18 protein-coding genes are annotated in these 22,571 nt (G+C 66.1%); 6 read left to right on the forward strand and 12 right to left on the reverse strand.

Features of this window, described 5'->3' with window-relative positions; genetic code table 11:
- The first annotated feature begins 15 nt into the window (after positions 1 to 15).
- On the forward strand, positions 16 to 2,493 hold the full coding sequence (locus QZV93_RS00955) for a circularly permuted type 2 ATP-grasp protein (protein ID WP_295555190.1): 2,478 nt from the start codon (positions 16 to 18) through the stop codon (positions 2,491 to 2,493).
- Positions 2,490 to 3,377 (forward strand): transglutaminase family protein, encoded by an 888-nt coding sequence (locus QZV93_RS00960; protein WP_295555192.1) that lies wholly within the window; start codon positions 2,490 to 2,492, stop codon positions 3,375 to 3,377. Before QZV93_RS00955 ends, QZV93_RS00960 begins: the two co-directional genes overlap by 4 nt.
- A 30-nt stretch (positions 3,378 to 3,407) precedes the next feature.
- Here QZV93_RS00960 and QZV93_RS00965 read toward each other — a convergent pair whose 3' ends face one another.
- Entirely contained in the window at positions 3,408 to 3,902 is a 495-nt protein-coding gene (locus QZV93_RS00965) for an Lrp/AsnC family transcriptional regulator (RefSeq protein WP_295555194.1), read from the reverse strand.
- Between the two features lie 144 nt (positions 3,903 to 4,046).
- Between QZV93_RS00965 and ald the strand changes: the two genes are divergently transcribed.
- Both ald and QZV93_RS00975 read left to right on the forward strand, forming a co-directional pair.
- Positions 4,047 to 5,174, forward strand: a complete 1,128-nt coding sequence (gene ald, locus QZV93_RS00970) for an alanine dehydrogenase (RefSeq protein WP_295555196.1) — start codon at positions 4,047 to 4,049, stop codon at positions 5,172 to 5,174.
- A gap of 197 nt (positions 5,175 to 5,371) precedes the next feature.
- Entirely contained in the window at positions 5,372 to 7,906 is a 2,535-nt protein-coding gene (locus QZV93_RS00975; protein ID WP_295555198.1) for a hypothetical protein, read from the forward strand.
- A gap of 1 nt (position 7,907) precedes the next feature.
- Here QZV93_RS00975 and QZV93_RS00980 read toward each other — a convergent pair whose 3' ends face one another.
- On the reverse strand, positions 7,908 to 8,729 hold the full coding sequence (locus QZV93_RS00980; protein WP_295555199.1) for a lytic murein transglycosylase: 822 nt from the start codon (positions 8,727 to 8,729) through the stop codon (positions 7,908 to 7,910).
- A gap of 163 nt (positions 8,730 to 8,892) precedes the next feature.
- Here QZV93_RS00980 and QZV93_RS00985 point away from each other — a divergent pair, with 163 nt between their 5' ends.
- Entirely contained in the window at positions 8,893 to 9,126 is a 234-nt protein-coding gene (locus QZV93_RS00985) for a hypothetical protein (RefSeq protein WP_295555201.1), read from the forward strand.
- Here the strand turns inward: QZV93_RS00985 and QZV93_RS00990 are convergent.
- Positions 9,099 to 9,230, reverse strand: coding sequence for a hypothetical protein (locus QZV93_RS00990; protein ID WP_295555202.1), 132 nt, complete (start codon positions 9,228 to 9,230; stop codon positions 9,099 to 9,101). The two genes, QZV93_RS00985 and QZV93_RS00990, sit on opposite strands and share 28 nt — an antisense overlap.
- A gap of 87 nt (positions 9,231 to 9,317) precedes the next feature.
- Between QZV93_RS00990 and QZV93_RS00995 the strand changes: the two genes are divergently transcribed.
- The gene (locus tag QZV93_RS00995; protein WP_295555204.1) at positions 9,318 to 10,046 is read left to right on the forward strand and encodes a toll/interleukin-1 receptor domain-containing protein; all 729 of its coding nucleotides are present in this window, start codon (positions 9,318 to 9,320) and stop codon (positions 10,044 to 10,046) included.
- A 36-nt stretch (positions 10,047 to 10,082) separates the two neighbouring features.
- On the opposite strand, the gene QZV93_RS01000 is transcribed toward QZV93_RS00995, so the two are convergent.
- From QZV93_RS01000 to QZV93_RS01040, 9 genes are all read right to left on the reverse strand, one after another.
- Positions 10,083 to 11,579 carry a CoA-acylating methylmalonate-semialdehyde dehydrogenase gene (locus tag QZV93_RS01000; RefSeq protein WP_295555206.1) on the reverse strand — a complete coding sequence of 499 codons (1,497 nt, stop codon included), beginning with the start codon at positions 11,577 to 11,579 and terminating at the stop codon, positions 10,083 to 10,085.
- A 9-nt stretch (positions 11,580 to 11,588) separates the two neighbouring features.
- Positions 11,589 to 12,911 (reverse strand): aspartate aminotransferase family protein, encoded by a 1,323-nt coding sequence (locus tag QZV93_RS01005; protein WP_295555207.1) that lies wholly within the window; start codon positions 12,909 to 12,911, stop codon positions 11,589 to 11,591.
- Positions 12,912 to 12,947: 36 nt separating this feature from the next.
- Positions 12,948 to 14,243: a 4-aminobutyrate--2-oxoglutarate transaminase gene (gene gabT / locus QZV93_RS01010; protein WP_295555210.1), complete on the reverse strand. Its 1,296-nt coding sequence runs from the start codon at positions 14,241 to 14,243 to the stop codon at positions 12,948 to 12,950.
- A 36-nt stretch (positions 14,244 to 14,279) separates the two neighbouring features.
- Complete coding sequence (locus QZV93_RS01015) at positions 14,280 to 15,728, reverse strand: NAD-dependent succinate-semialdehyde dehydrogenase (protein WP_295555212.1); 1,449 nt, start codon at positions 15,726 to 15,728, stop codon at positions 14,280 to 14,282.
- 11 nt (positions 15,729 to 15,739) lie between these two features.
- On the reverse strand, positions 15,740 to 17,239 hold the full coding sequence (locus QZV93_RS01020; protein ID WP_295555214.1) for an aldehyde dehydrogenase: 1,500 nt from the start codon (positions 17,237 to 17,239) through the stop codon (positions 15,740 to 15,742).
- A 117-nt stretch (positions 17,240 to 17,356) separates the two neighbouring features.
- Positions 17,357 to 18,706: a glutamine synthetase family protein gene (locus QZV93_RS01025; RefSeq protein WP_295555215.1), complete on the reverse strand. Its 1,350-nt coding sequence runs from the start codon at positions 18,704 to 18,706 to the stop codon at positions 17,357 to 17,359.
- Positions 18,703 to 19,458: a gamma-glutamyl-gamma-aminobutyrate hydrolase family protein gene (locus QZV93_RS01030; RefSeq protein ID WP_295555217.1), complete on the reverse strand. Its 756-nt coding sequence runs from the start codon at positions 19,456 to 19,458 to the stop codon at positions 18,703 to 18,705. Before QZV93_RS01030 ends, QZV93_RS01025 begins: the two co-directional genes overlap by 4 nt.
- Positions 19,455 to 20,846, reverse strand: coding sequence for an aspartate aminotransferase family protein (locus QZV93_RS01035; protein ID WP_295555219.1), 1,392 nt, complete (start codon positions 20,844 to 20,846; stop codon positions 19,455 to 19,457). The genes QZV93_RS01030 and QZV93_RS01035 overlap by 4 nt, the downstream gene beginning before the upstream one ends.
- 202 nt (positions 20,847 to 21,048) lie before the next feature.
- Positions 21,049 to 22,452 (reverse strand): glutamine synthetase family protein, encoded by a 1,404-nt coding sequence (locus tag QZV93_RS01040; protein ID WP_295555220.1) that lies wholly within the window; start codon positions 22,450 to 22,452, stop codon positions 21,049 to 21,051.
- Between the last annotated feature and the right edge of the window lie 119 nt (positions 22,453 to 22,571).

The following is a 22,571-nucleotide window of genomic DNA, read 5'->3' on the forward strand; positions in this document are numbered from 1 at the left end:
GGCCCTGAGGCAGTCATGGCCTCAGCGGCGGCGACTGCGGGATTGCTGGCCGGATACCGCCCGTTGCCGGGCGTCTACGACGAGATGGTGGACGCGGCGGGGCAGGTGCGTCCGCATTGGGCGCCGTTCGTGGGGCGGCTTTCAGCCGAGGCCCCCGGTGCTCTTTCGCAGCGCTTTGCGGCGGCAGACCGCTACCTGAAGGAATCCGGCGTCTTCTACCGGGTCTACGACGATCCGTCGGCGAGCGAGCGGCCGTGGCCGCTCTCGCATGTTCCGCTCCTGATCTCGCCAGAGGATTGGTCCGTCATCGAGGCTGGCGTGGTGCAGCGCGCGCGGCTGATCGAGGCGTTGCTCGCGGACGTCTACAGTGGCGGCGGAAGGCTCGAAAGCCTCGGCGTACCGGCTTCGCTGTTGGCCGGAAGTCCCGACTTCCTGCGTCCGCTCGTACAGGCCGGCCGGTCTCAGCCGCGCCATCTGCATCTCTATGCGGTGGATCTCGGGCGTAGCCCGAGCGGCGCGTGGTGGGTTCTGCGCGATCGGACGCAGGCTCCCTCCGGAGCCGGCTACGCGCTCGAGAACCGCATTGCGCTGTCGCGGGGGCTGTCGGACGTGTTTCGCGCTTTCGACGTGCAGCGTCTCGCGCCCTATTTCGATGCGCTGCGGGCCGAGCTGGCGCGTTATCGCGAGACGGACGATGCAGGCGTGTGCCTGCTGACGCCCGGGCCGCTCAACGAGACCTACTTCGAGCACACCTACCTCGCGCGCTATCTCGGTCTACGTCTCGTCGAGGGGACGGATTTGCAGGTGGTCGGAGGTGAGGTCTATCTGCGCACGGTCGGCGGGCTCAGGAAAGTGCGCGTGCTCGTGCGCCGCATCGACGGCGATTTTGCCGATCCGCTCGAGCTCAATGCGCGCTCCCGGCTCGGGATCGCAGGCCTTGCACGGGCGGCACGGCGCGGCAGCGTCACGTTGGCGAACGGATTGGGCTCAGGGATCGCCGAGGCGCGCGGATTGCTCGGCTTCCTGCCGGCTCTTGCAGAGCCGCTGCTCGGGGAACGGCTCCTGCTGCCCAACATCGCGACCTGGTGGTGCGGTCAGGAGGCGGGACGGGATGCCGTCCTCGGTGCCTTCGACGATCGGGTGATCGCGTCGGCGTTCTCTCGCTTGAGCAGCGCCATTCCGCCGGGCGGACCCTGGGTGGTCTCCGAAATGGGCGGCCCGGAACGGGAGATGCTGACCGAGGCTATCCTGCGCCGGGGCGTCGACTTCGTCGGGCAGGAAGTGGTGAAGCTTTCGACGACGCCGGTGTGGTCCGACGGGCGGCTCGCGCCGCATCCGTTCACGCTGCGCGTCTTCGTGGCGGCAACGGCGGATGGCTATACCGTCATGCCGGGCGGGTTCGCGTTGATCGGTGAACAGCAAGATCTGAGAGCGATTACCATGCAGCGCGGCGCGCGCTCGGCCGACGTGTGGGTGATGTCGCAAGGGCCCGTGGCGCCGACCAGCCTCATTCCATCGGAGACGCAGATCGTCGTGCGGCGCGGGGACGGCGTGTTGCCGAGCCGGGCCGCCGACAACCTCTTTTGGCTCGCACGCTACGTGGAGCGGGCGGAAGCGACCCTGCGGCTCATCCGTGCGGTTGCCACGCGCGTGTCGGGAAGCCGTGCTCAGGGCGCGCCAGACGTGGCGGGGCTCGCCGAGATGCTGATGCGCTGGGGGGCGACGGAGGTGCCGCGCGGCGAGGACGACGCCATGCACGCCGCCGAGTCCGCGCTGTCGCATCCGGACCTCGACGGCTCGGTGCCCGCGCTCGTGGCGGCCGCGCGCCGGGCGGGGCTCGGCATTCGCGACCGCTTTCCTCCGGACGCGTGGCGGGCGCTTCAGGACCTGCATGCGTATGTGCATGCGCCCGTCGAGCCGGAGGGCCGGGATGTTGCCGTGCTGGAACGCGCGAGCCGTGCCCTGCGCACGATCGCCGCCGTGACGGGATTCCAGCTCGAGACGATGAATCGCGTTGCCGGATGGCGGTTCCTGAAGCTCGGGTTCCGCATCGAGCGTGCGCTCGCCACGTGCCGGTTCGCGCGGCAGTTCGCGCGTGCGCAAGGCGGCTCGCGCGAAGAACTCGATCTGCTGCTCGAACTCAACGACTGCCAGATCACCTACCGGTCGCGTTATCCGTTCGGGGCGGCGTTCGCGCCCGTGATCGATCTCGTGCTGCTCGACGAGAGCAATCCGCGCTCGCTGGCCTTCCAGCTCCAGCGGCTCGAGGAGCATACGCTTGCGCTCCCGTTGCTGCCGCCTTCGAATAGACCTTCGCCGGCCCTTGCGGTGGCCGACCGGCTGCATGACGTCGTCGCGGCGTTCGATCCCGCGAAGGTGCGCGGCGCCGACATCCTCGGCATCGAGAACGGGCTCATGCATCTTTCGGATGAAATCTCACACGCCTACTTCCGCGTGCGCGATCCGTTCGTCACGGAAGGCGGGGCGCCGTGATCTACGATATCCGCCAGACGACGTCCTATTCCTACGGTTCCTATGTGCCGTTCGCGGCGCACGTGCTGCGGCTGATGCCGCTCCCGCAACCGGGGCTGGACGTGCTTGCGCGCGACATGCTGATCGATCCGAGCCCGAGCGAGTTCTCGGCGACGCGCGATTTTTTCGGCAACGCGACGACACACATCACGCTCAAAGCGCCGCACAACCGGCTGACGGTCGAAAGCCGGTTCACGGTGGCGCTCACGCCGGGCCCGCTCGTCGTGCCCGAGGAGACGGCGCCATGGGAGGCCGTTCGCCGCGCCGCGCAGGCGACAACGAGTTTCGCCGCGCGTTCGCCCGTGCATCAGATTTTCGCTTCGCGGCATGTGCCGCTCGACGCGGCGTTCCTCGACTATGCGCGTGCGGAGTTTCCCTCCGGGCGCCCGGTGCTCGCCGGTGCGATCGGTCTCATGGAAATGTTCCGTCGCGATTTCCGGTACGATCCGGGAGCGACCGACGTCATGACGCCGGCCCGGGAGGCGTTCTCGACGCGGCGCGGTGTGTGCCAGGACTTCGCGCATATCATGATCGGCTGCCTGCGCTCGCTGGGTCTGCCTGCGGCCTATGTCAGCGGATATTTGCGTACGCATCCGCTTCCGGGCATGCCGCGGCTCGAAGGAGCGGACGCCATGCATGCGTGGGTGGCGGTGTGGTGCGGTGAAGGCGTGGGCTGGCAAGAACTCGATCCGACAAATGCGATGCGCGCCGGGACGGACCATGTGCCGTTGGCCTTCGGGCGCGATTACTCCGACGTTTCGCCGATCGACGGCGTGATCTTCGACTCCGGCCGCCATTCGGTCGCGGTTGCGGTGGATGTGCGCGAGCACCAGAGCGGCGCCTAGCGCGGAGCGGCGAACCTCGGCGGTGCTTACTTACGGCGCCGGCGGCCGCAAGGCGGCCAGGGCCGAACCCGGAATCGGCCGGGACTTCACATCACGCAGGACGAAGCTGGATCTCAGGCGCGTGACGCCCGGGAGCCGCGACAGCTCCTGCTTGTGGATGCGCTCGTAGTCGGCGAGGTCGCGCGCCAGCACCGTCAGCACATAGTCGTCCTCGCCCGACATGAGCTGGCAGCCGATGACCGAGGGCGCGGCGAGCACTGCGGCCTCGAAGGATTCGAGGCGCTGCTCGCTCTGGTTCTGCAGGCTTATGAAGACCAGCACCGTCATCTCGAGGCCCATGGCGCGACGGTTGATGCGGGCCTGATAGCCCTCAATCACGCCGGAGTCCTCGAGGGCGCGAATGCGGCGGGCAATGGCGGTCGACGACAGGGGCACGCGCTCGGCGAGCTGCACCTGGCTCAGGCGTCCGTCTTCGAGAAGGGCGGCAAGAATTGCGCGATCGCGCGCATCTAAAGGGTGTTCCATTTGATATCTGCGCTGAATCTGTATATTTCGCGGATTATCTGCGTCTCTGCGCCAACTTTCAAGGAAAATTGCAAGGTTTTGACGCTGGATTGCTGATAAGGTTCGTATCGAAATGAACTCAAGCCCCAGGCATGGAGCGGCGCTATGCGCATCGGTGTCCCAACAGAGATCAAGAGTGACGAATTCCGCGTCGGGCTGGTCCCCGGCTCGGTGCGGGAGTTGACGGCGAAAGGCCACGAGGTCGTCGTGCAGTCGGGCGCCGGAGCCGGGATTTTCGCGGACGACGCCACCTACGAGAAGGCGGGCGCGAAGATCCTGCCCACCGCGGAAGCGGTGTTCGAGGCGGCCGAGATGATCGTCAAGGTGAAGGAGCCGCAGGCGGTCGAGTACAAGAGGCTGAAGCCGCACCAGATCCTGTTTACGTACCTGCATCTGGCCCCGGATCCGGAGCAGGCACGCGGTCTGCTCGAGTCGGGCGCGGCGGCGATTGCCTATGAGACGGTGACGGATGCGTCCGGCGGGTTGCCGCTGCTCGCACCGATGAGCGAGGTTGCGGGTCGGCTCTCGATCGAGGCGGCGGCCATAGCGCTAAGGCGTCCCACGGGCGGGCGCGGCGTGCTGATGGGCGGCGTTCCCGGTGTACGGCCGGCCAAGGTGGTCGTGCTCGGCGGCGGCGTTGTCGGTACGCACTCGGCGCGGATGGCGGCGGGCCTTGGCGCGGATGTGACAATCATCGACAAATCCCTGCCGCGGCTGCGTCAGCTCGACGAATTGTTCCAGGGCCGCGTGGTGACGCTCGCTTCGACGATGCACGCCATCGAGGACGCGGTGTTGGATGCGGACGTGGTCGTCGGTGCGGTGCTCGTCGCCGGGGCCAGCGCGCCGAAGCTCGTGTCGCGGACCATGCTCAAGTCCATGAAAAAGGGCGCGGTGCTGGTGGACGTGTCGATCGACCAGGGCGGCTGCTTCGAGACCTCGCGGCCGACGACGCACGCGCATCCGACGTTCGAGGTGGACGGCATCATTCATTACTGCGTCGCCAACATGCCGGGCGCCGTTCCGGTAACGAGTGCGCAGGCGCTCAACAACGCGACGCTGCCGTTCGTGCTCAAGCTGGCCGACAAGGGGCTCGCAGCGTTCGACCGCGATCCGCATCTGGCAGCCGGGCTCAACGTTCGCGATGGGCGCATTACGCATTCGGCGGTTGCCGCTTCGCTCGGTTTCGACCGGGTTGGTGCTGCGCCGAAGGCTCGGCCGTCCGAGGCGGCGTAACCTCAGTTCCTCCGGAGCGCGCGCCTTCCTCCCCCTCACACCCGCGCGCTCTCCTCGTGCTTCGCAATGGAGCACGTGAGCCGGCCCGTCCCCCGCGGGCCGGCTTTTTCATTGTGCGGCTGCCGTTTAGCCAGCGTCATGCGGCCCCCACAATTGCTTTCCAGTATCGCGCCCACTCATGACGGGGGGTATGAACGATGCAGGATCTGGCGCCATTCGCTGACGGCGATCTTTCGAGCGCCGAGCAGGAGCTTGTCGCGGCGGTTCTCAGAGGGCGCCGTGCGGAGATGCGCGGGCAAAGCGTGCGTGCCTCCGTGCTGCGGGCTATCGCGACCGAGAGCCGGTCCGAGTGGGTGGTGCCGTTCGCGGGCGTCTCGGTGCACGATGCCACGATCGAGGGTTGCCTCGACCTCGAAGGCTGCAGCGTCGACAAGCCGCTCGTTTTCCTGCGCTGCCGCTTCACGCCGACGCCCGGTGAGCGGTCTGCGCTCAGCCTCCGGGACGCGCGTCTGAAGCGCATCGCGCTCTACGAGTGCACCGTCAACGGCGCCATCAAGGCCGATCGCGCGTTCATCGAGAGTGCGTTTTTTCTCACAACCTCGACGGTCCTTGGGCTCGTGCGGTTGCGCGGAACGTCCATCGGCGAGGCGCTGGCGATGGATTCCTCGACCATCTCGAACGGCACGGAGACGGCGATCCTGGCCGACGGGCTCAAGCTCGGCGGTCCGTGGATCCTGCGCGCCGCGCGTGTCTCCGGCGAGACGCGGTTTGCGGGAGCCCGCATCGGCGGCGGGCTGCTTTGGGAGGACTGCGAGCTCACGTCGCCGACTGTAGCCCTCAATGCGGACGGCGCCGTGGGCGAGGGCGTCTGGGTGATGCGGCGGGCCAAGATCAGCGGCTCGGTGCGCGTGCGCGGTTTCTCGGTGAAGGCGATCGACGCTCAGAACATCTCGATTGCAGCCTCCGGCGAAGCGTTCAACGGGCGGGGTGCGACGGTCGCGAGCGATCTTATCCTCGATGGAGCGCGCATCGCGGGTGGCGTGCTACTCGGCCGGGCGCGTGTCGGTGGCGAGCTATCCGCGCGTGGCGCCCACATCACAGGCGCCGGTACGGACTGGGCGATTGCGGGCGCGGGGTTGATCGTCGACCAGGGCGTCAACCTCGGCGGTGCCAATCTCACGGGTGGCCTTTCGCTGGCGGGGGCCCGCATCAGTCAGGGTATTTCCGCCAACGACGTCACGATTCAGGGACCGGGACGCGCCATCGAGGCGGACGTGCTGCACCTGGGCGGCAACTGGATCATGCGCAACGGCAAGCTCAAAGGCAGCATTCGCTTTGCAGGCGCGCAGATCGAGGGACAGGTCGGCTTCACCGCTTGCCAGATTGAGGGCGGCGGCGATCTCGCCATCCGTGCCGACGGCGCTCAGATCCAGGGTGGATGGTTCATGGGGCGGGCGCAAATCCGCGGCCTCGTGCGGCTGCCGGCGGCCCGCGTTGGCAACGAGATGCGGCTGCGCGATACCAAGATCGCGGTGACGAGCGGACCGGCGATCTTCGCCAACGGCGTGCGTATTGCGCGCGAGCTGGTGCTCGACGGTGGGTTCAGTGCCACCGGGGCCATCGCGCTCGATCATGCGCAGGTGGACGGCACGATCGATCTTTCCGGCAGCCGTATCGTCTCCGCCAAGCTGTCCCGAGGTGATGCGCCGCACAGCTCGAATTATGACCCGGTGCTCGATGCTCGCTATGATGAGATCGCGCTCAGCCTCGTCGATGCGCGTGCGGATCGGCTCGTCATGCCGCACGTGGCCGAGGACCGGACACGGGGCATCGTCGATCTCTCGCGGGCGCACGTCGGCAGCTACGAGGATGCGGCGGTCGCGTGGCCGCCGCCGGCGCGCGGCAAGGGCTCCGAAACGCGCGGGCGCACATCGGATGGCCGTGACATCGATCATCTCGTGCTCGACGGCTTCCTGTACGAGCATCTCGAGAATCCGGCCGGACAGCCCGGTGACGGACCGACCGCCAAGCGCGAGCAGAATGCGGCGCTGATGCGCACGCGCTGGCTCGAAGGGCAAAGCGCGACCGACCTCGACCGGCATTTCAAACCTCAAGCGTGGATGCAGGTCGCACGCCGGCTCTCCGCGCAGGGCTATCATGACGAGGCGCGCGAGATCGCCATTGCCCGGCGCCGGCGACAGCGGCGCAGCGCGTCGGCCGGGTGGCTGCAGCGGCTTCAGAGCTGGCTGCTCGACGTGTTCGCGCTCTATGGATTCAATCCGTGGCGCACGGTGATCTGGATGATCGTTCTCGTGCTGTCGTTCGGCGCTGTGTGGTCGCTCGCGGCGACCGGCTGCTCGCAACGCGACTGCAAGGACGAGCAGGTGTTCGTGATGGCGCTCAAGGGCAACTTCGGCCAGAACGATGCGAAATCGGAAGCCAACTACCCGCCGTTCTCGCCTCTCGCCTACTCGTTCGACGTGTTCGTGCCGTTCGTCGATTTCGGTTTCGAGGGGCACTGGCGGCCGCGGCTCGGATACAGGCCGTTGGCCGACGTTCACGTGCCGGATCTGAGTGGGAGCGGCGCCGGCAACACTCAGAGCGCGACGATCACGGTCGGGGTGCTGCTGTATCTCCTCTACGTGCTGGAGATGATCCTCGGCCTGGTGCTGACCTCGCTTGCCATCACGGGCTTCACCGGCATGCTCAACACGGAGGAGGATCCGCGATAGTTCAGCGGCCGGCGAGCTTTCCGGCCATGACCGAGATGGTGCGCTGGTACACCTGAGCGCGGTTCCAATCTCGCAGCACCTCGTAATTGGCCGAGCCAGGATGCCAGGGCTGGCCCGCCTGCCAGCCATGTCCTTTGAGGAAATTGGCGGTCGAGGCGAGAATGTCGGGCACGCTGTGGATTAAGTCCTTCTTGCCGTCGCCGTCGAAGTCGACCGCGTATTTGACGTAGGGCGTGGGCAGGAACTGCGTCTGGCCGATCTCCCCCGCCCAGCCGCCGCGCAGCTCCTCGGGCCGCATGTGAGCGTTGTCGATGATGCGGAGCGCGTCGAGAAGCTGGCCGGTGAAGAACGCCGAGCGGCGGCAGTCGTAGGCGAGGGTCGCGAGCGAGCGGAAGATCGAAAATTTGCCGCTGGTGTCGGCGCCGAAGTTGGTCTCGAGCCCCCAGATGGAGACGACGATCTCGCGCGGGACGCCGAATGAGCGCTCCATGCGGTCGAAGGTTGCCGCGTGCGTCCGCATGCGGGCGCGAGCACGGCCGATCAGCGCTGAGCCGACGCGACGGGCGTAGAACTGCTCGAAGGAAAGCTTGAAAGACTTCTGGTTGCGATCGAGGCGGATGATGCGGGGGTCGTAGGTCACGCCCGCGAGCCCTGTGTCGATGGCGCTCGGCGATAGGCCTTGTGCAGCGGCGCTTTTCTTGAAACTCGCGAGCCACGGGCCGAAGCCGCCGGCGCCGTTGCCGCATGAGGCGGCGTGGGCTGCGATGGAAGGCGACAGCATCGCCAGGGAGAGTGCAAGCGAGACTGCTAATCTGTGGCGCATTTTTTCGTTTCCGTTGGGCTGTGCCGGTGCGTGGAGCGGAAAGTCCGCGGTGACCTTTCTGGCGGGCTCTGCGCCGTGTTGCAACCCGTTCAGGCGAGATGGAGATCGCCGCCAACGCGGGCGGCGTGTTCTCGCCGTTCGGCGATATCACCTCGTTGATGGTGTGGCAGAAGGGCAAGCCGGAGTCCTGGAGTTCTTCAATCTCTTCCTGCCATCGCTCGTGAACTTCCTCGTGCCCGCTTCACTCATGCATTTCAGCGTGCCGAAGGGCGTGCCGGATTCGGCTACCGAGTTTAGAAGACCCAAGCATGGCGGCGTGGTGGTCATCTGGTCGTTCGCGCTCGGCTATGTGGCGAGCATCTTCACCCATCAGTGGGTGAACGCTTCGCTCATGTAGCCTTGGACGACATCGGCGCCGGAGCGGATGCCGGTGGGCCAGCGGGCGGTCACGGTCTTGATGCGCGTATAGAATCGCACGCCGTAGATGGCGTGGTCCTGCAACCCCGTGTTCGCGCGCGACAGCAACCGAAAGGCGTTTGCGGGCGCGCGGGGACGGAGTAATCTGTTGGCTGAGCGTTGGAGGAGCGCATGGCCGACGTGTTCATCAGTTATGCCAAGACCGCGCGTGCGGCGACGGAGGGCTTGGCCGCCTATCTTGTGGATCAGGGCTACAGCGTTTGGTGGGATGCTGCGCTGGTCTCGGGTAACAGCTACCGGTCGGTGATCTTGCAGGAGCTGGATACGGCCAAGGCGGTGATCGTGATCTGGACGCCCGCGTCGGTGGAGTCGGCGTGGGTGATCTCGGAGGCGGAACGCGCGGCCGCGGCCGGCAAGCTGATCACGCTACGCACGCGAGATGTGCCGGTGCAGCGTATCCCGATGCCATTCGGCGTGCGGCACACCGATCTCGTCGACAACCGAGCGGGCGTGCTTGCTGCGGTTGGGAGCCTGGGCGTACGGCCGTCCGGGGTAACAGGTGCGGTGGCGGGGGCGGGTGTGACCGCTGCTCGAAGCCGCAGTCGTGCGGCAGGCTCCATGCAAGCAACGCCGACGCGTTGGGGCGATCTCGGGCAGGCTGCGGCCTGGATCGCCGCGGTGGCGGCGGCGCTGGTTGGCGTGGTGATGCTCATCAATGGAACGGGCGCCGACGATCCCGATGTTGGCGCGCGCAGAATCTCGGGCTCGAAGGTCTTCACTGGGCCGGCGCCGGGTGCCGGCGGGAATGATTGGAGCGTCGAGGCCGAGGAACGAGCCGGGCGGCTGCCGTCGATGGATGCCCCGCCGACCGGCTCTGGCGGCGAGGGGCCGACGAATTGACGGACAACCTCTTCTCTTCAGACGAGGATTTCGCGCTCAGCTCCGTCCGGTGAAGTTGAACTCGGCGCCGGAGCGGATGCCGGTGGGCCAGCGGGCGGTGACGGTCTTGATACGCGTGTAGAAGCGCACGCCCTCGGGGCCGTAGATGGCGTGGTCGCCGAACAGCGAGCGTTTCCAGCCGCCGAAGGAATGGTAAGCGACGGGCACCGGGATCGGCACGTTGATGCCGACCATGCCGACCTCGATCCTGTCGGCGAAGGTGCGGGCGGTGTCGCCGTCGCGGGTGAAGATCGCGGTGCCGTTGCCGTACTCGTGACTGTTCACGAGGTCGGCGGCCTCGTCGTAGCTCTCGGCGCGCACGACCGAGAGCACGGGGCCGAAGATCTCCTGCTTGTAGATCGTCATGTCGCGCGTCACATGATCGAACAGCGTGCCGCCGAGGAAATAGCCGTTCTCGTAGCCTTGCAGCACGAGCCCGCGGCCGTCGACGACCAGCTTCGCGCCTTCCTTCTCGCCGATGCCGATCAGGTCCGTGATGCGCCGCTTGGCGTCGGCCGTGACGACCGGTCCCATCTCGGATTCGGGATCGGCGGCGGGCGCCACTTTCAGGGCGCGCACACGCGGGGCCAGCGCTTCGACGAGTTGATCCGCGGTGCGCTTGCCGACCGGCACGGCGACCGAGATCGCCATGCAGCGCTCGCCTGCCGAGCCGTAGCCGGCTCCCATGAGCGCGTCGACGGCCTTGTCCATATCGGCATCGGGCATGACGATCATGTGGTTCTTGGCGCCGCCCAGAGCCTGGACGCGCTTACCGGTCGCGGCGCCCTTCGTGTAGACATACTCGGCGATGGGCGTCGAGCCGACGAAGCTCACGGCTTTGACGTCCGGATGATCGAGCAGCGCATCGACGGCGGACTTGTCGCCGTGCACGACGTTGAGCACGCCATCCGGGAAGCCTGCCTCCTGGAACAGCTCCCAGATCAGCATCGGTGCCGAGGGATCGCGCTCGGATGGCTTCAAGACGAAGGTGTTGCCGCAGGCGACGGCGACCGGGAACATCCACATCGGCACCATGGCGGGGAAGTTGAACGGCGTGATGCCGGCCACGACACCGAGCGGCTGGCGATCGGACCAGCAGTCGATGTCGGGGCCGATGTTGCGGCTGAACTCGCCCTTCTGGAGGTGTGGGATGCCGCAGGCGAAATCGACGACCTCGAGGCCGCGCTGCAACTCGCCCAAGGCGTCGGGATGCGTCTTGCCGTGTTCAGACGAGATCGCGCGCGCGATGGCGTCGGCGTTCTTCTGCAGGAGCTCCTTGAAGCGAAACATCGGCGCGACGCGCTTCATCGGCGGCGTTGCGGCCCAGCCCGGCGCGGCCGCCTTGGCGGCGGCGATCACGGCATTGACCTCGTCGACGGTCGAAAGCGGCAGTCGCGCGGTCGCTTCGCCCGTTGCGGGGTTGTAGACGTTCTGCGAGCGGTCCGATCGCGATACGATCTTCTTGCCGCCGTAAGCGTTCTCGATGGTGCGCATGATGCCTCGTCAGTCGCCGTCCTTGAGGACGGCCGTGAAGGTGTCGAAGAGTTCGTCGATCTGGCTCTCGTCGATGATGAGCGGCGGCGAGAGAGCGATGATGTCGCCGGTCTGGCGCACAAGCAGGCCGTTCTCGAAAGCTTTGACGAAGCGGTTGTAAGCGCGCTCGCCCGGCGCGCCCGGCTTCGGGGCGAACTCGATGGCACCGATCAGTCCGATGTTGCGGATATCGATGACGTGCGGAAGCTCGCGCAGCGCGTGGACGCGCTCCTCCCAGTAGGGCGCGATCTTGGCGGCGCGCGTGAGAAGCAGCTCCTCGTGATAGGTGTCGAGGGTGGCGAGCGCGGCTGCGGCGGCCATGGGATGGCCGGAGTAGGTGTAGCCGTGGAAGATGTCGATGGCGCTCTCGGGGCCGGTCACGAAGGCCTCGTAGATATGCTTCTTGAGGAAAACTGCGCCCATGGGAATGGTGCCGTTGGTGACGCCTTTGGCCGTGGTGATGATATCCGGCGAGACGTCGAAGTAGTCGGCGCCGAATGGCGTGCCGAGGCGGCCGTAGCCGGTGATGACCTCGTCGAAGATGAGCAGGATGTCGTGCTTGGCGGCGATGGCCGCGAGACGCTTCAGGTAACCCTTGGGCGGAACCAGCACGCCCGTGGAGCAGGCGACCGGCTCGACAATGACGGCAGCGATGGTGGAAGCGTCATGGAGCGCGACCAGGCGCTCGAGGTCGTCGGCCAGCTCGGCGCCATGATCGGGCTCGCCCTTCGAGAAGGCGTTGCGGGCAAGATCGTGCGTGTGGCGGAGGTGATCGACGCCCGAGACAAGGGCGCTGAACTGCTTGCGGTTGTTGCCGATACCGCCGACGGCGGTGCCGCCGAAGTTGACGCCGTGATAGCCGCGCTCGCGGCCGATGAGGCGGATCTTCGAACCGTTGCCTTTGGCACGGTGATAGGCGATGGCGATCTTGAGCGCGGTGTCGACCGACTCCGATCCCGAGTTGGTGAAGAAGACGTGGTCGAAGCCCTTGGGAGCGATGTTGACGAGGCGGGATGCGGCCTCGAACGCCTTCGGGTGGCCCATCTGGAAGGTGCCGGCGAAATCCAGCTCAGCCGCCTGCTTCTGGATCGCCTCGACGATCTTCGGGCGGCAGTGTCCGGCGTTGACGCACCAGAGGCCGGACGTTCCGTCGAGAATCTTGCGTCCGTCCTCGGTGAAGTAGTGCATGTCCTTGGCGGCGGCGAGGAGGCGCGGGGCCTTCTTGAATTGCCGGTTGGCCGAGAACGGCATGAAGAAGGCTTCGAGGTCGTTGGTCTTGAGCTGAACGGTCATTTCGGGCGTTCCGTCGAATGAGAATGTGGCGGGCGATTACTGGAGCTTGCCGACAGCGTCGGTGAGGCTCGCTTCGAAGAGGTCCATGCCTTCCTTGACGATGGCGTCGCTGGCGGTCAAGGGCGGCAAGAAACGGATGACGTTGCCGTACGTGCCGCACGCGAGCAGGATCAGGCCGCGCTCGTTGCCGGACCTCAGCACCTGGGCGGTCAGCTCCGGAGACGGCTCGCCGCTCTTCGTGTCCTTGACGAACTCGACCGCGCACATGGCGCCCAGGCCGCGCACATCGCCGATACAGTTGAGGTTCGAACGGGTGGCCAGCTCGCGGCAGCGGCCCTGGATGATGTCGCCGATGGCGTTGGCGCGCGCGCACAGGTTCTCGTCCTTGATGATGTCGAGGACGGTATGTGCGGCGGCGCAGGCGACAGGATTGCCGGCATAGGTGCCGCCGAGACCGCCCGGTGCCGACGCATCCATGATGTCGGCCCGGCCGACGATGGCGGAGAGGGGGAGGCCTCCGGCAAGGCCCTTGGCAAGCGTGACGACATCGGCTTTGACGCCCATGTGCTCAAGCGCGAATAGCTTGCCTGTGCGGGCGAAGCCGGTCTGGATCTCGTCGGCGATCAGGATGATGCCGTGCTCATCGCATAACGCGCGCAGCGACTGCATGAAGTCGGTGGGCGCGATGTTGAAGCCGCCTTCACCCTGTACCGGCTCGATGATGATGCCGGCGATGGTCGAGGGATCGGCCTGATACTTGAAGAGCGCTTTCAGGGCCTTGATGCTCTCGGCGCTCGAGGTGCCGTGATAGAGGTTCGGGAAGGCGACATTGTAGATGTCGGCCGGAAAGGGGCCGAAGCCCTTCTTGTAGGGCACGGCCTTGCCGGTCAGCGCCATGCCCATGTGGGTGCGTCCGTGGAAGCCGCCCGAGAACGAGATGACGCCGGGCCGCCCCGTGAAGCTGCGCGCGACCTTGACGGCGTTCTCGACCGCCTCGGCGCCGGTGGACGCGAGCATGGTCTTGGCCGGGCCCGAGACAGGCGCTATGGCGTTGAGGCGCTCGGCGAGCGAGACGTAGTTCTCGTGCGGCGTGACCTGGAAGCAGACGTGGCTGAAGCTCTCCATCTGCTTCGACACGGCTTCGAGAATGCGCGGGTGTTGATGCCCAGTGTTGACGACGGCGATGCCGGCGCCGAAGTCGATATAGCGCTTGCCTTCCTCGTCCCAGATCTCGGCGTTCTTGGCGCGCTTGGCGTAGATCTGCGTCGCGTGGCCGATGCCGCGCGGAACGGCGGCCGTGCGGCGGGCTTGAAGCTCGGCGTTGGTGGTCATGACTGGCTGGCTTTCGTTCTCTAAAAAAATGTGCGCTTATGCTATTCCGCCGAGGCAGATGAATTTGGTTTCCAGATATTCGTCGAGGCCCTCGGCGGCGCCTTCGCGACCGAGGCCGCTCTCCTTTACGCCGCCGAACGGCACCGTTTCGTTGGAGAAGATGCCCTCGTTGACGCCCACCATGCCGGCGTCGAGCTGCTCCGCCACGCGCCACGCGCGGCCGATGTTCTGGCTGAACAGATAGGCGGCGAGGCCGAAGGGCGTGCTGTTGGCGAGCTTGACGGCTTCTTCCTCGGTGTCGAAGCGGATCAGGGCGGCGACGGGCCCGAAGATTTCCTCGTGCACGATGGTCATGTCGGGCGTGACGTCCGTCAGCACCGAGGGTTTGTAGAAGAGGGGACCGGGCGACGCCGGCGCGCCGCCGACGATGGCCTTGGCGCCTTTGGAGACGGCATCGCGCACGAGGGCGTCGACCTTCTTGGCCGCGTCGGCGTTGATGAGCGGACCTATCACGGTGCCAGGCTCGCGCCCCGGTCCGACGACGAGCTTGCGGGCCTCGTTTGCCAGGGCTTCGGCGAAGCGATCGTAGATGCCGGACTGCACGAAAATGCGGTTGGCGCAGACGCAGGTCTGGCCGGCGTTGCGGTATTTGGAGGCCATGGCGCCGGTGACGGCCTGGCCGAGGTCGGCGTCGTCGAAAACGAGCAACGGAGCGTTGCCGCCCAGTTCGAGCGTCAGCTTTTTCACGGTGCCGGCGCACTGGCGATAGAGGATCTTGCCGACCTCCGTCGATCCGGTGAAGGACAACTTGCGCACGCGCGGGTCGTCACAGAGAGCCTTGCCGACGGCAGGCGCTTCATTTGTCGTCACGACGTTGAAGACGCCGGGCGGCACGCCGGCATCGAGGGCGAGCTTGGCCATGGCGAGGGCGCAAAGCGGCGTGTCCTCGGCGGGCTTCACGACAACAGTGCAGCCGGCGGCCAGCGCGGGGGCGACCTTGCGGGTGATCATGGCGATCGGGAAGTTCCACGGCGCAATGGCTGCGACGACGCCGATGGGCTGCTTGATGGTGATGTAGCGCTTGCCCGCCATGGTGGTCGGGATCGTGCGGCCGTAGGCGCGTTTTCCTTCCTCGGCGAACCACTCGATGAAGGAGGCGCCGTAGGCGACCTCGCCGCGCGACTCCGTCAGCGGCTTGCCCTGCTCGGCCGTCATGAGCTGGGCCAAGGGCTCGGCATCCGCCGTGACGAGGTCGAACCAGCGCTTCAGGATCTGCGCGCGCTCCTTGGCGGTCTTCTTCGACCAGGCGGGGAGCGCGGCCTCGGCGGCGTCGATGGCTTTGATCGTCTCGTCAGCGCCCAGGTTCGGAACGCGGGCGATCTCTTCGCCGGTTGCCGGATCGAGCACCGGGAAGGTGTCCTTGGAGCCGATCCATTCGCCGCCGATGAGCGCCGAGGTCGGATACTTCGGAGGGGAAGCGTTCATGGGCGTCACCGTCAGAGAAGCGTGATGGAGACCGACTTCAGGTCGGCATATTTATGTAGGGCGTGCAGCGAGCGGTCGCGGCCGAAGCCCGACTGCTTGAAGCCGCCGAACGGCATGGTGATGTCGCAGCTATCCCAGCCGTTGACCCAGACCAGACCGGCCTTGATCTCGCGCGCGGCGCGGTGGGCGAGCGACACGTCGCGTGTCCAGAGGCCAGCCGCGAGACCGAATGGCGTGTCGTTGGCGAGGCGGAGGGCTTCGTCGGTCTCGGTGAAGCGCGTTACGGCGAGCACGGGGCCGAAGACCTCCTCGCGTGCCAGCGTGGCCTGCGGGTCGATGTCGTCGAAAACCGTCGGCTCGACGTAGTAGCCGCCCGATTCCATGCGCGTGCGGTTTCCGCCGAGGCGCAGCACGCCGCCTTCCTTCTTGGCGGTATCGATGTAGCGGAGGGCGGTTTGCATCTGATCGGACGAGACCATGGCGCCGAACACCGTCGAAGGCTCGAGCGGGTCGCCGGCGGCGATGTCCTTGGCCACGTGCAGGAGCTTGTCGACGAAGGCATCGGCGATGCTTTCGTGTACGAGAAGGCGGGAGGCGGCGGTGCAGACCTCACCCTGATTGTAGAAAATGCCCCAGGCGGCATGCGTCGCCGCCGTCTCGAGGTCCGGGCAATCGCCGAATACGATGTGAGGGGACTTGCCGCCGAGCTCCAGGCTGACCCGCTTCAGATTGCTTTCGCCGGAATACCGCATCAGGAGGCGGCCGACGGCGCCGGATCCGGTGAAGGCGATCATGTCGACGTCGTTGTGGAGCGCCAGCGCCTTGCCCGCGACGCCGCCCATGCCGGGGACGACGTTCAAAACGCCGGGAGGCACGCCCGCCTCGAGCGCGAGCTCGCCGAGCTTGAGTGCGGTGAGCGGGCTCTGCTCGGCGGGCTTCAGCACCACGGAGTTGCCCATGGCAAGCGCGGGAGCCACCTTCCACATGGCCATGTGGAGCGGGAAGTTCCACGGCACGATGGCGCCGATGACGCCCAGCGGCTCGTGCACGACGAAGGAGAAGCGGTCCTGGGTTTCGGGGCCGACCTCGCCATAGATCTTGTCGAGCGCCTCCGCGTAGTAGCGCAGCGTGCGGATGGCCTGCGGGATATCACCCGCGAGCGTATTGGCGATGGGCTTGCCGACGTCGAGGCTTTCGAGCACGGCGAGATTTTCCGTCTCGCGCTCCATGATGTCGGCGAGCTTGAACAGGATGCGCTTCTTGTCGCGATAGGAGAGCTTGCGCCAGCGACCGTCATTGAAGGCGGCGCGTGCCGACGCGACGGCGATATCGACATCGGCACCATCGCAGGCCGCGACCTGGTTCAGCACGCGGCCGTCGCGCGGAGAGACGTTGTAGAAGGTGGTCCCGCTCACGGCGGCGAGCAACTGACCGTCGATCACGGCTTTGCCGGGCAGCGCGAGGTGTCTCGCGACTTTCTCGAAGTGTGCTCGGGTGTTTTGCGTTGTCATTGGACTCCTCGTGTGCCGCGGGTTCCAACACCCTCGCTTCCTTGCCGATCGTGCTTCCGATCGGAAAACCGGTGTCCACTTTTCCGGAAGCACTCTGTCGACGTCATGGCGGAGGCCTCATGCAACCAAAGCGTACCAAAGGTGGTCGAGCGACGTGACGACGCGTTCGAAGTTCGTGCGCTCGGTGTCCTTGAGCCGCGTGTAGACGTTCTGGAAGTCGGCGCCGAATGCGTCGCGGACGACGCTCGCGCGCTCGAACTGTTTTAGCGCGTCGGCCCAGACATTCGGCAGCGGCGGCGCGTCGAGCTCTTCGCTGTTGCCTTTGACGTCGGGGCCGGGATCGGTCTTGTTGGCGATGCCGTGGGCAATGCCCGCGAGCATGGCCGCGATCACAAGATAGGGATTGGCATCGGCGCCGGCAACGCGATGCTCAACGCGGGTTCCCGGGCCCATTTGGTCCGGAATGCGCAGCGCCACCGTGCGGTTGTTGAAGCCCCAGTGCGGGGCCATCGATACATAGGATTCCGGAACATAGCGGCGGTAGGCATTGGCCGACTGCGCCCAGATCGCCATGAAGTCGCCCATGGTCTCGCGGAGGCCGCCGAGCGCGTGGCGGAACAGCGGCGAAATCGGATCGCCGGCAAAGATGTTGGCGCCTCCCTTGTCGAGCAGGCTCATGTGGATGTGCATTCCGGAGCCCGCCCACTCGTGATGCGGCTTGGCCATAAAGGTCGCATTGAGGCCGTGCGCCCGTGCCGCGGCCTTGACGGCGCGCTTCAGCAGAAGACCATCGAGAGCGGCCTGCACGACATCGGCACTGTGCTTGAGATTGATCTCGAACTGGGACGGGCCGCTCTCCTGCGTCAGCGCGTCGACGGGGAGACCCTGTGTCTCGGAGATGCGATAGATGTCGTCGTTGAATCCCTTCAGCGCATCCAGATCCTCGAACTGGAAGGTGAGCGGAATATCCATATCGCGCGAGACGCCCGGCGGCGTCTCCAGCGTGAATGCGCCGTCGGGGCCGGGCATGGTGACGTAGTATTCAAGCTCGACAGCGGCGACCGGCGTATGGCCCGCCACCTTGAACCGTTCGACCTGCTTGCGAAGGACATGGCGCGGATCAAGCGGATCGTCCTTCTCGGGCACGATCACGGCTTGCGCAAAGCGGGTGCCGTCCACCGGAATGGGCTTCAACGTTCCGGACAGGATGCGGAAGTTGTAGTCGGGATCGCCCGTCGTCCAGAGCCGTCCCGTTTCGGCGATGCAGTTGCCGCGCGGATCCATGATGAACACGGAAGCCGGCAGCATCATGCCGCCCTTGGCGACGCCCAGGAGGTCGTCGCGGCGCAGGCGCTTGCCGCGCGGATGGCCGTTCATGTCGAGCACGAACACGTCGATCCATTGCACGGTCGGATTGGCCGCCAGGAACGCCTTGGCCTCTTCAATGTTGAGGGACGCGTTGTTCATGCTGCGAGACCACTGGAGTTCAATTTTCTGACGGCGTCACCAAAGCGACGGAAGATCTCGATGGATGCCGTGTTGTTCTTGGCTTGCCATTCGGGGTGCCACTGCACGCCGAACAGGAAGGGATGCTCGGAGGGGCCGCGGACGGCCTCGATCAGGCCGTCCTTGGCGTGCGCCTCGGCGGTGAGCGGCTGGGCAAGGCGCTGGATGCCCTGCCAGTGCAGCGAGTTGACGATGATCTCGTCCTTGCCGATCCAACTCTTGAGCGTTCCGGAGAGCGTGACCGGATGGGATGGGCCGAAGCGATCGTCCATCGGCACGTCGGACGGCTCGCGGTGGTCGTTGCGGCCGGAAACCGTGTGCACGGCCTGATCGAGCGTGCCGCCGAGCGCCACGTTCAGCTCCTGGAAGCCGCGGCAGATGGCGAACAGGGGCAGCTTGCGCTGCAGGGCCTCGCGCACGAGCGGCAGCGTCAGGCTATCGCGCTCGTGGTCGAGGGCCTTTTCGTTGAGCGGCGGCTCGTCGAGGCCATAGAGGCTCGGATGCACGTTCGAGACGCTGCCGGACAGAAGGATGCCATCGGCGATCTCGAGCAGTGCGCCCATGTCCAGCATGCTGGGGCCAAGGGGCGCCAGCAGAGGCTGGCAATCCGCGACTTCCGCAACGGCTGCCGAATACTTGCGACCCACGGCGTCGAAAGTCATGCTTTCGATCACCTTGGTATCGCACGGGATGATGACGACGGGCCGGCTCATGCAGCGATCTCTCCAGCGACGTCGGCCAGTGTCAGATCGAGGGCCTTGCGGATCACGCGCTCGGCCTCGGCGAACTGCTCGTCGCCCCAGATCAGGGGCGGAGCGCAGACCATAGTGTCGAAGACGGCACGCATGATGAATCCTTCGCGGAAGAAATGGTCGCGGCAGATCAGGCCGACGCGTCCCGGATTGTCGAAGCGGCGGCGGGTGCGCTTGTCAGCGACGAGCTCGATGGCGCCCATCATGCCGACGGATCGCACCTCGCCGACGAGCGGGTGGTCCTTGAACTTGGCCAGCATCCTGGCCATGGCCGGTCCGCCGTGGTCGGCGACGCGTGCCACCAGCTTTTCGCGTTCCATGATCTCGATGTTCTTCAACGCGACGGCACAGGCGACGGGGTGACCCGAGAACGTGTAGCCGTGATTGAAATCGTCGTCGTGTCCCATCAGGGCGTCGACGATCTTGTCATCGATCAGAATGCCGGAGAGAGGCAAGTAGCCCGACGTCACGGCCTTGGCGAAGGTGATGATGTTGGGTTTGAGCCCATAGTAGTCCGAGGCGAACCAAGTGCCGAGGCGGCCGAAGCCGGTGATGACCTCGTCGGCCAGGAACAGAATGCCGTACTTGTCGATGATGCGCTGAACTTCCGGCCAGTAGGAGTCGGGCGCGATCTTCACGCCTCCCGCGCCCTGCACCGGCTCGCCGGCAAAGGCGGCGACGTTCTCGGGGCCGATGGCGAGGATCTCGTCCTCGAGCGCTTTGGCGGCGCGCAGTCCGAATGCCTCGGGGGTCTCGCCGTCGCGGCTCTCGCCGAACCAATACGGATCCATGACGTGGCGGAAGCCGTCATAGACCGGATAGCTGTGCTTGTGGACGTGCGACATGCCGCCCATGGAGCCCGCGGCGATGGTCGAGCCGTGGTAGGCGTTCTTGCGCGAGATGATGATGTGGCGCTGGGGCTGGCCCTTGAGCGCCCAATAATGGCGGATCAGCCGGATGGCGGTGTCGTTCGATTCCGACCCGGATGAGCCGTAGAACACCTGATTGATATGCGGGGGGGTGATCTCCGCGAGCTTCTTCGAGAGGGCGATCACGGGTGGATGCGTGGTCTTGAAGAAGGTGTTGTAGAACGGCAGCTCGAGCATCTGATCGCGCGCAGCGTCTGCCAGCTCGGCGCGGCCGTAGCCGACGTTGGTGGTCCAGAGGCCAGCCATGCCGTCCAGAATGCGGTGACCTTCGCTGTCCCAGATGTAGGGACCATCCCCTTTGACGATCACGCGCGCGCCGGACGCGCGCAGCGACTTGTGATCGGTGAACGGGTGCAGGTGATGCAGGGCGTCGAGATCCCGCCATTCGGTGGTGCTGTTCTTGAGCTTGGCGTTCGACATGGGACTCCTCCAGTGCGCGTCGTGGGGGGTCGGGGATGCGCTTCGGGCGTTGATGGCCCCGACGTTCAATGCAGTGCGGCGGCCGAGCGTGGGCTCAGGCGGCAATCGGGGGCGTGAAGCCAATGCGCGCGCAGAGCTCGAGGAGCTCCGTCTTGCGCGTCTTCGGTGGCTGTTCGACGGGTATCACGCTCGGTTCCTCGATTCAGACGCTGAGCAGCAGATGCTCGCGCTCCCAGGGACTGATGACGCGCATGAACTCCTCGAATTCGCTGCGCTTCAGCGAGAGATAGACATGCGAGAAGCGCTTGCCCAGGATTTCGTGCAGCTCGGTCGACTCCTCAAAGTCAGTCAGCGCCTCCAAGAGGCCGCGCGGGAGCTGATGGTCATTGCGGTAGGCGTTGCCAATCACGGCTTGGCGCGGCTCGAGGCCTAACTTGATGCCGAGGTAGCCGCAGGCGAGGCTGGCGGCGAGGGCGAGATAGGGGTTGGCGTCGGAGCCCGCGAGGCGGTTCTCGATGCGGCGGGCGGATGATGGCGAGAACGGAATGCGCAAGCCCGCGGATCGATTGTCGTGGCCCCATTCGACGTTGATCGGCGCGGCGCCGCCGGGCACCAGCCGGCGATAGGAGTTCACGTAAGGCGCGAGGAGGCAGGTGGCGGCCGGCAGGAAGCGCTGCTGGCCGGCGAGGAACTGATAGAAGACCTTGCTCGGGCCGCCGGTCTCATCGGTGAAAATGTTGCGGCCGGTCTTAGCGTCCACCACGCTTTGATGGATGTGCATGGCGCTGCCCGGCTCGTTGGCGAGGGGCTTGGCCATGAAGGTGGCGTAGCAGTTGTGCGTGAACGCCGCCTCGCGGATCGTGCGCTTGAACAGGAACACTTGGTCGGCCAGATCGACCGGATCGCCGTGCAGGAGATTGATCTCGAGCTGGGCGGCGCCGCCTTCCTGGATGATGGTGTCGATCTTCAGATATTGGCGCTCCGCGTACTCGTACACGTCATCGACGATCTTGTCGTACTCGTCGACGGCACCGAGGCTGTAGGCCTGGCGCCCGGCGCCGGCGCGGCCCGATCGGCCCGTCGGCGGTTCCAGCGGATAGTCGGGATCGGGGTTGGTCTTGGTGAGATAGAATTCGAGCTCCGGCGCGACGACCGGAAGCCATCCTTCCTTGTCGAAGAGGGCGAGCACGCGCTTCAAGACGGAGCGAGGAGCGATCTCGACCGGCTCGCCGTTCTGCCAGGTGGCGTCGTGAATGACCTGTGCCGTCGGGCTCGAGGCCCAAGGGGCCGGGCGGATGGTCGAAAGATCCGGCACCATCAGCAGGTCGCTCTCGGCATAGAGCTCCTGTGCGCCTTCCTCGAAGCCGACGTAGTCGCCGGTGATGGTTTGATGGAAGATCGAGATCGGGAGGTGCACCGGATCGAGCTTGACGAACTTCTCGGCCGGCATGGTCTTGCCGCGCGCGACGCCGGCGATGTCGGGGACGGCGCAGTCGACCTCTTCGATGCGATGATGCTGAAGCCAAGAGCGCAGGGTTTCAGGCTCCGTTCCGACGGTGAAGGATTCACCGGTGAGACTGGCCATCGCTCCATTGTCGGCTGACATGATCCACCTTGCTCGTGCGGGCTGGTTGCTGCGGGCGCTTCGTTTTTTCAGGAAGCCGTCGCGCGCGCTGCCGTTCGACGACGCAGGGCGTCGTCTCAAGCGGGTCGCGCCGCCGGGAT

The organism is uncultured Hyphomicrobium sp., assembly GCF_902826555.1.
Classification (GTDB): Bacteria; Pseudomonadota; Alphaproteobacteria; order Rhizobiales; family Hyphomicrobiaceae; genus Hyphomicrobium_C.

What these genes read in the sequence shown, in the direction of transcription:
- QZV93_RS01000 (WP_295555206.1), bottom strand. Translation starts at nt 11,579, where the DNA reads ATGCGCACCATCGAGAACGCTTACGGCGGCAAGAAGATCGTATCGCGA.
- QZV93_RS01040 (WP_295555220.1), bottom strand. Translation starts at nt 22,452, where the DNA reads ATGTCAGCCGACAATGGAGCGATGGCCAGTCTCACCGGTGAATCCTTC.
- QZV93_RS00965 (WP_295555194.1), bottom strand. Translation starts at nt 3,902, where the DNA reads ATGGAACACCCTTTAGATGCGCGCGATCGCGCAATTCTTGCCGCCCTT.
- QZV93_RS01035 (WP_295555219.1), bottom strand. Translation starts at nt 20,846, where the DNA reads ATGTCGAACGCCAAGCTCAAGAACAGCACCACCGAATGGCGGGATCTC.
- QZV93_RS00980 (WP_295555199.1), bottom strand. Translation starts at nt 8,729, where the DNA reads ATGCGCCACAGATTAGCAGTCTCGCTTGCACTCTCCCTGGCGATGCTG.
- QZV93_RS01020 (WP_295555214.1), bottom strand. Translation starts at nt 17,239, where the DNA reads ATGACAACGCAAAACACCCGAGCACACTTCGAGAAAGTCGCGAGACAC.
- QZV93_RS01025 (WP_295555215.1), bottom strand. Translation starts at nt 18,706, where the DNA reads ATGAACAACGCGTCCCTCAACATTGAAGAGGCCAAGGCGTTCCTGGCG.
- QZV93_RS01030 (WP_295555217.1), bottom strand. Translation starts at nt 19,458, where the DNA reads ATGAGCCGGCCCGTCGTCATCATCCCGTGCGATACCAAGGTGATCGAA.
- QZV93_RS00975 (WP_295555198.1), top strand. Translation starts at nt 5,372, where the DNA reads ATGCAGGATCTGGCGCCATTCGCTGACGGCGATCTTTCGAGCGCCGAG.
- ald (WP_295555196.1), top strand. Translation starts at nt 4,047, where the DNA reads ATGCGCATCGGTGTCCCAACAGAGATCAAGAGTGACGAATTCCGCGTC.
- QZV93_RS00955 (WP_295555190.1), top strand. Translation starts at nt 16, where the DNA reads ATGGCCTCAGCGGCGGCGACTGCGGGATTGCTGGCCGGATACCGCCCG.
- QZV93_RS01015 (WP_295555212.1), bottom strand. Translation starts at nt 15,728, where the DNA reads ATGAACGCTTCCCCTCCGAAGTATCCGACCTCGGCGCTCATCGGCGGC.
- QZV93_RS01005 (WP_295555207.1), bottom strand. Translation starts at nt 12,911, where the DNA reads ATGACCGTTCAGCTCAAGACCAACGACCTCGAAGCCTTCTTCATGCCG.
- gabT (WP_295555210.1), bottom strand. Translation starts at nt 14,243, where the DNA reads ATGACCACCAACGCCGAGCTTCAAGCCCGCCGCACGGCCGCCGTTCCG.
- QZV93_RS00995 (WP_295555204.1), top strand. Translation starts at nt 9,318, where the DNA reads ATGGCCGACGTGTTCATCAGTTATGCCAAGACCGCGCGTGCGGCGACG.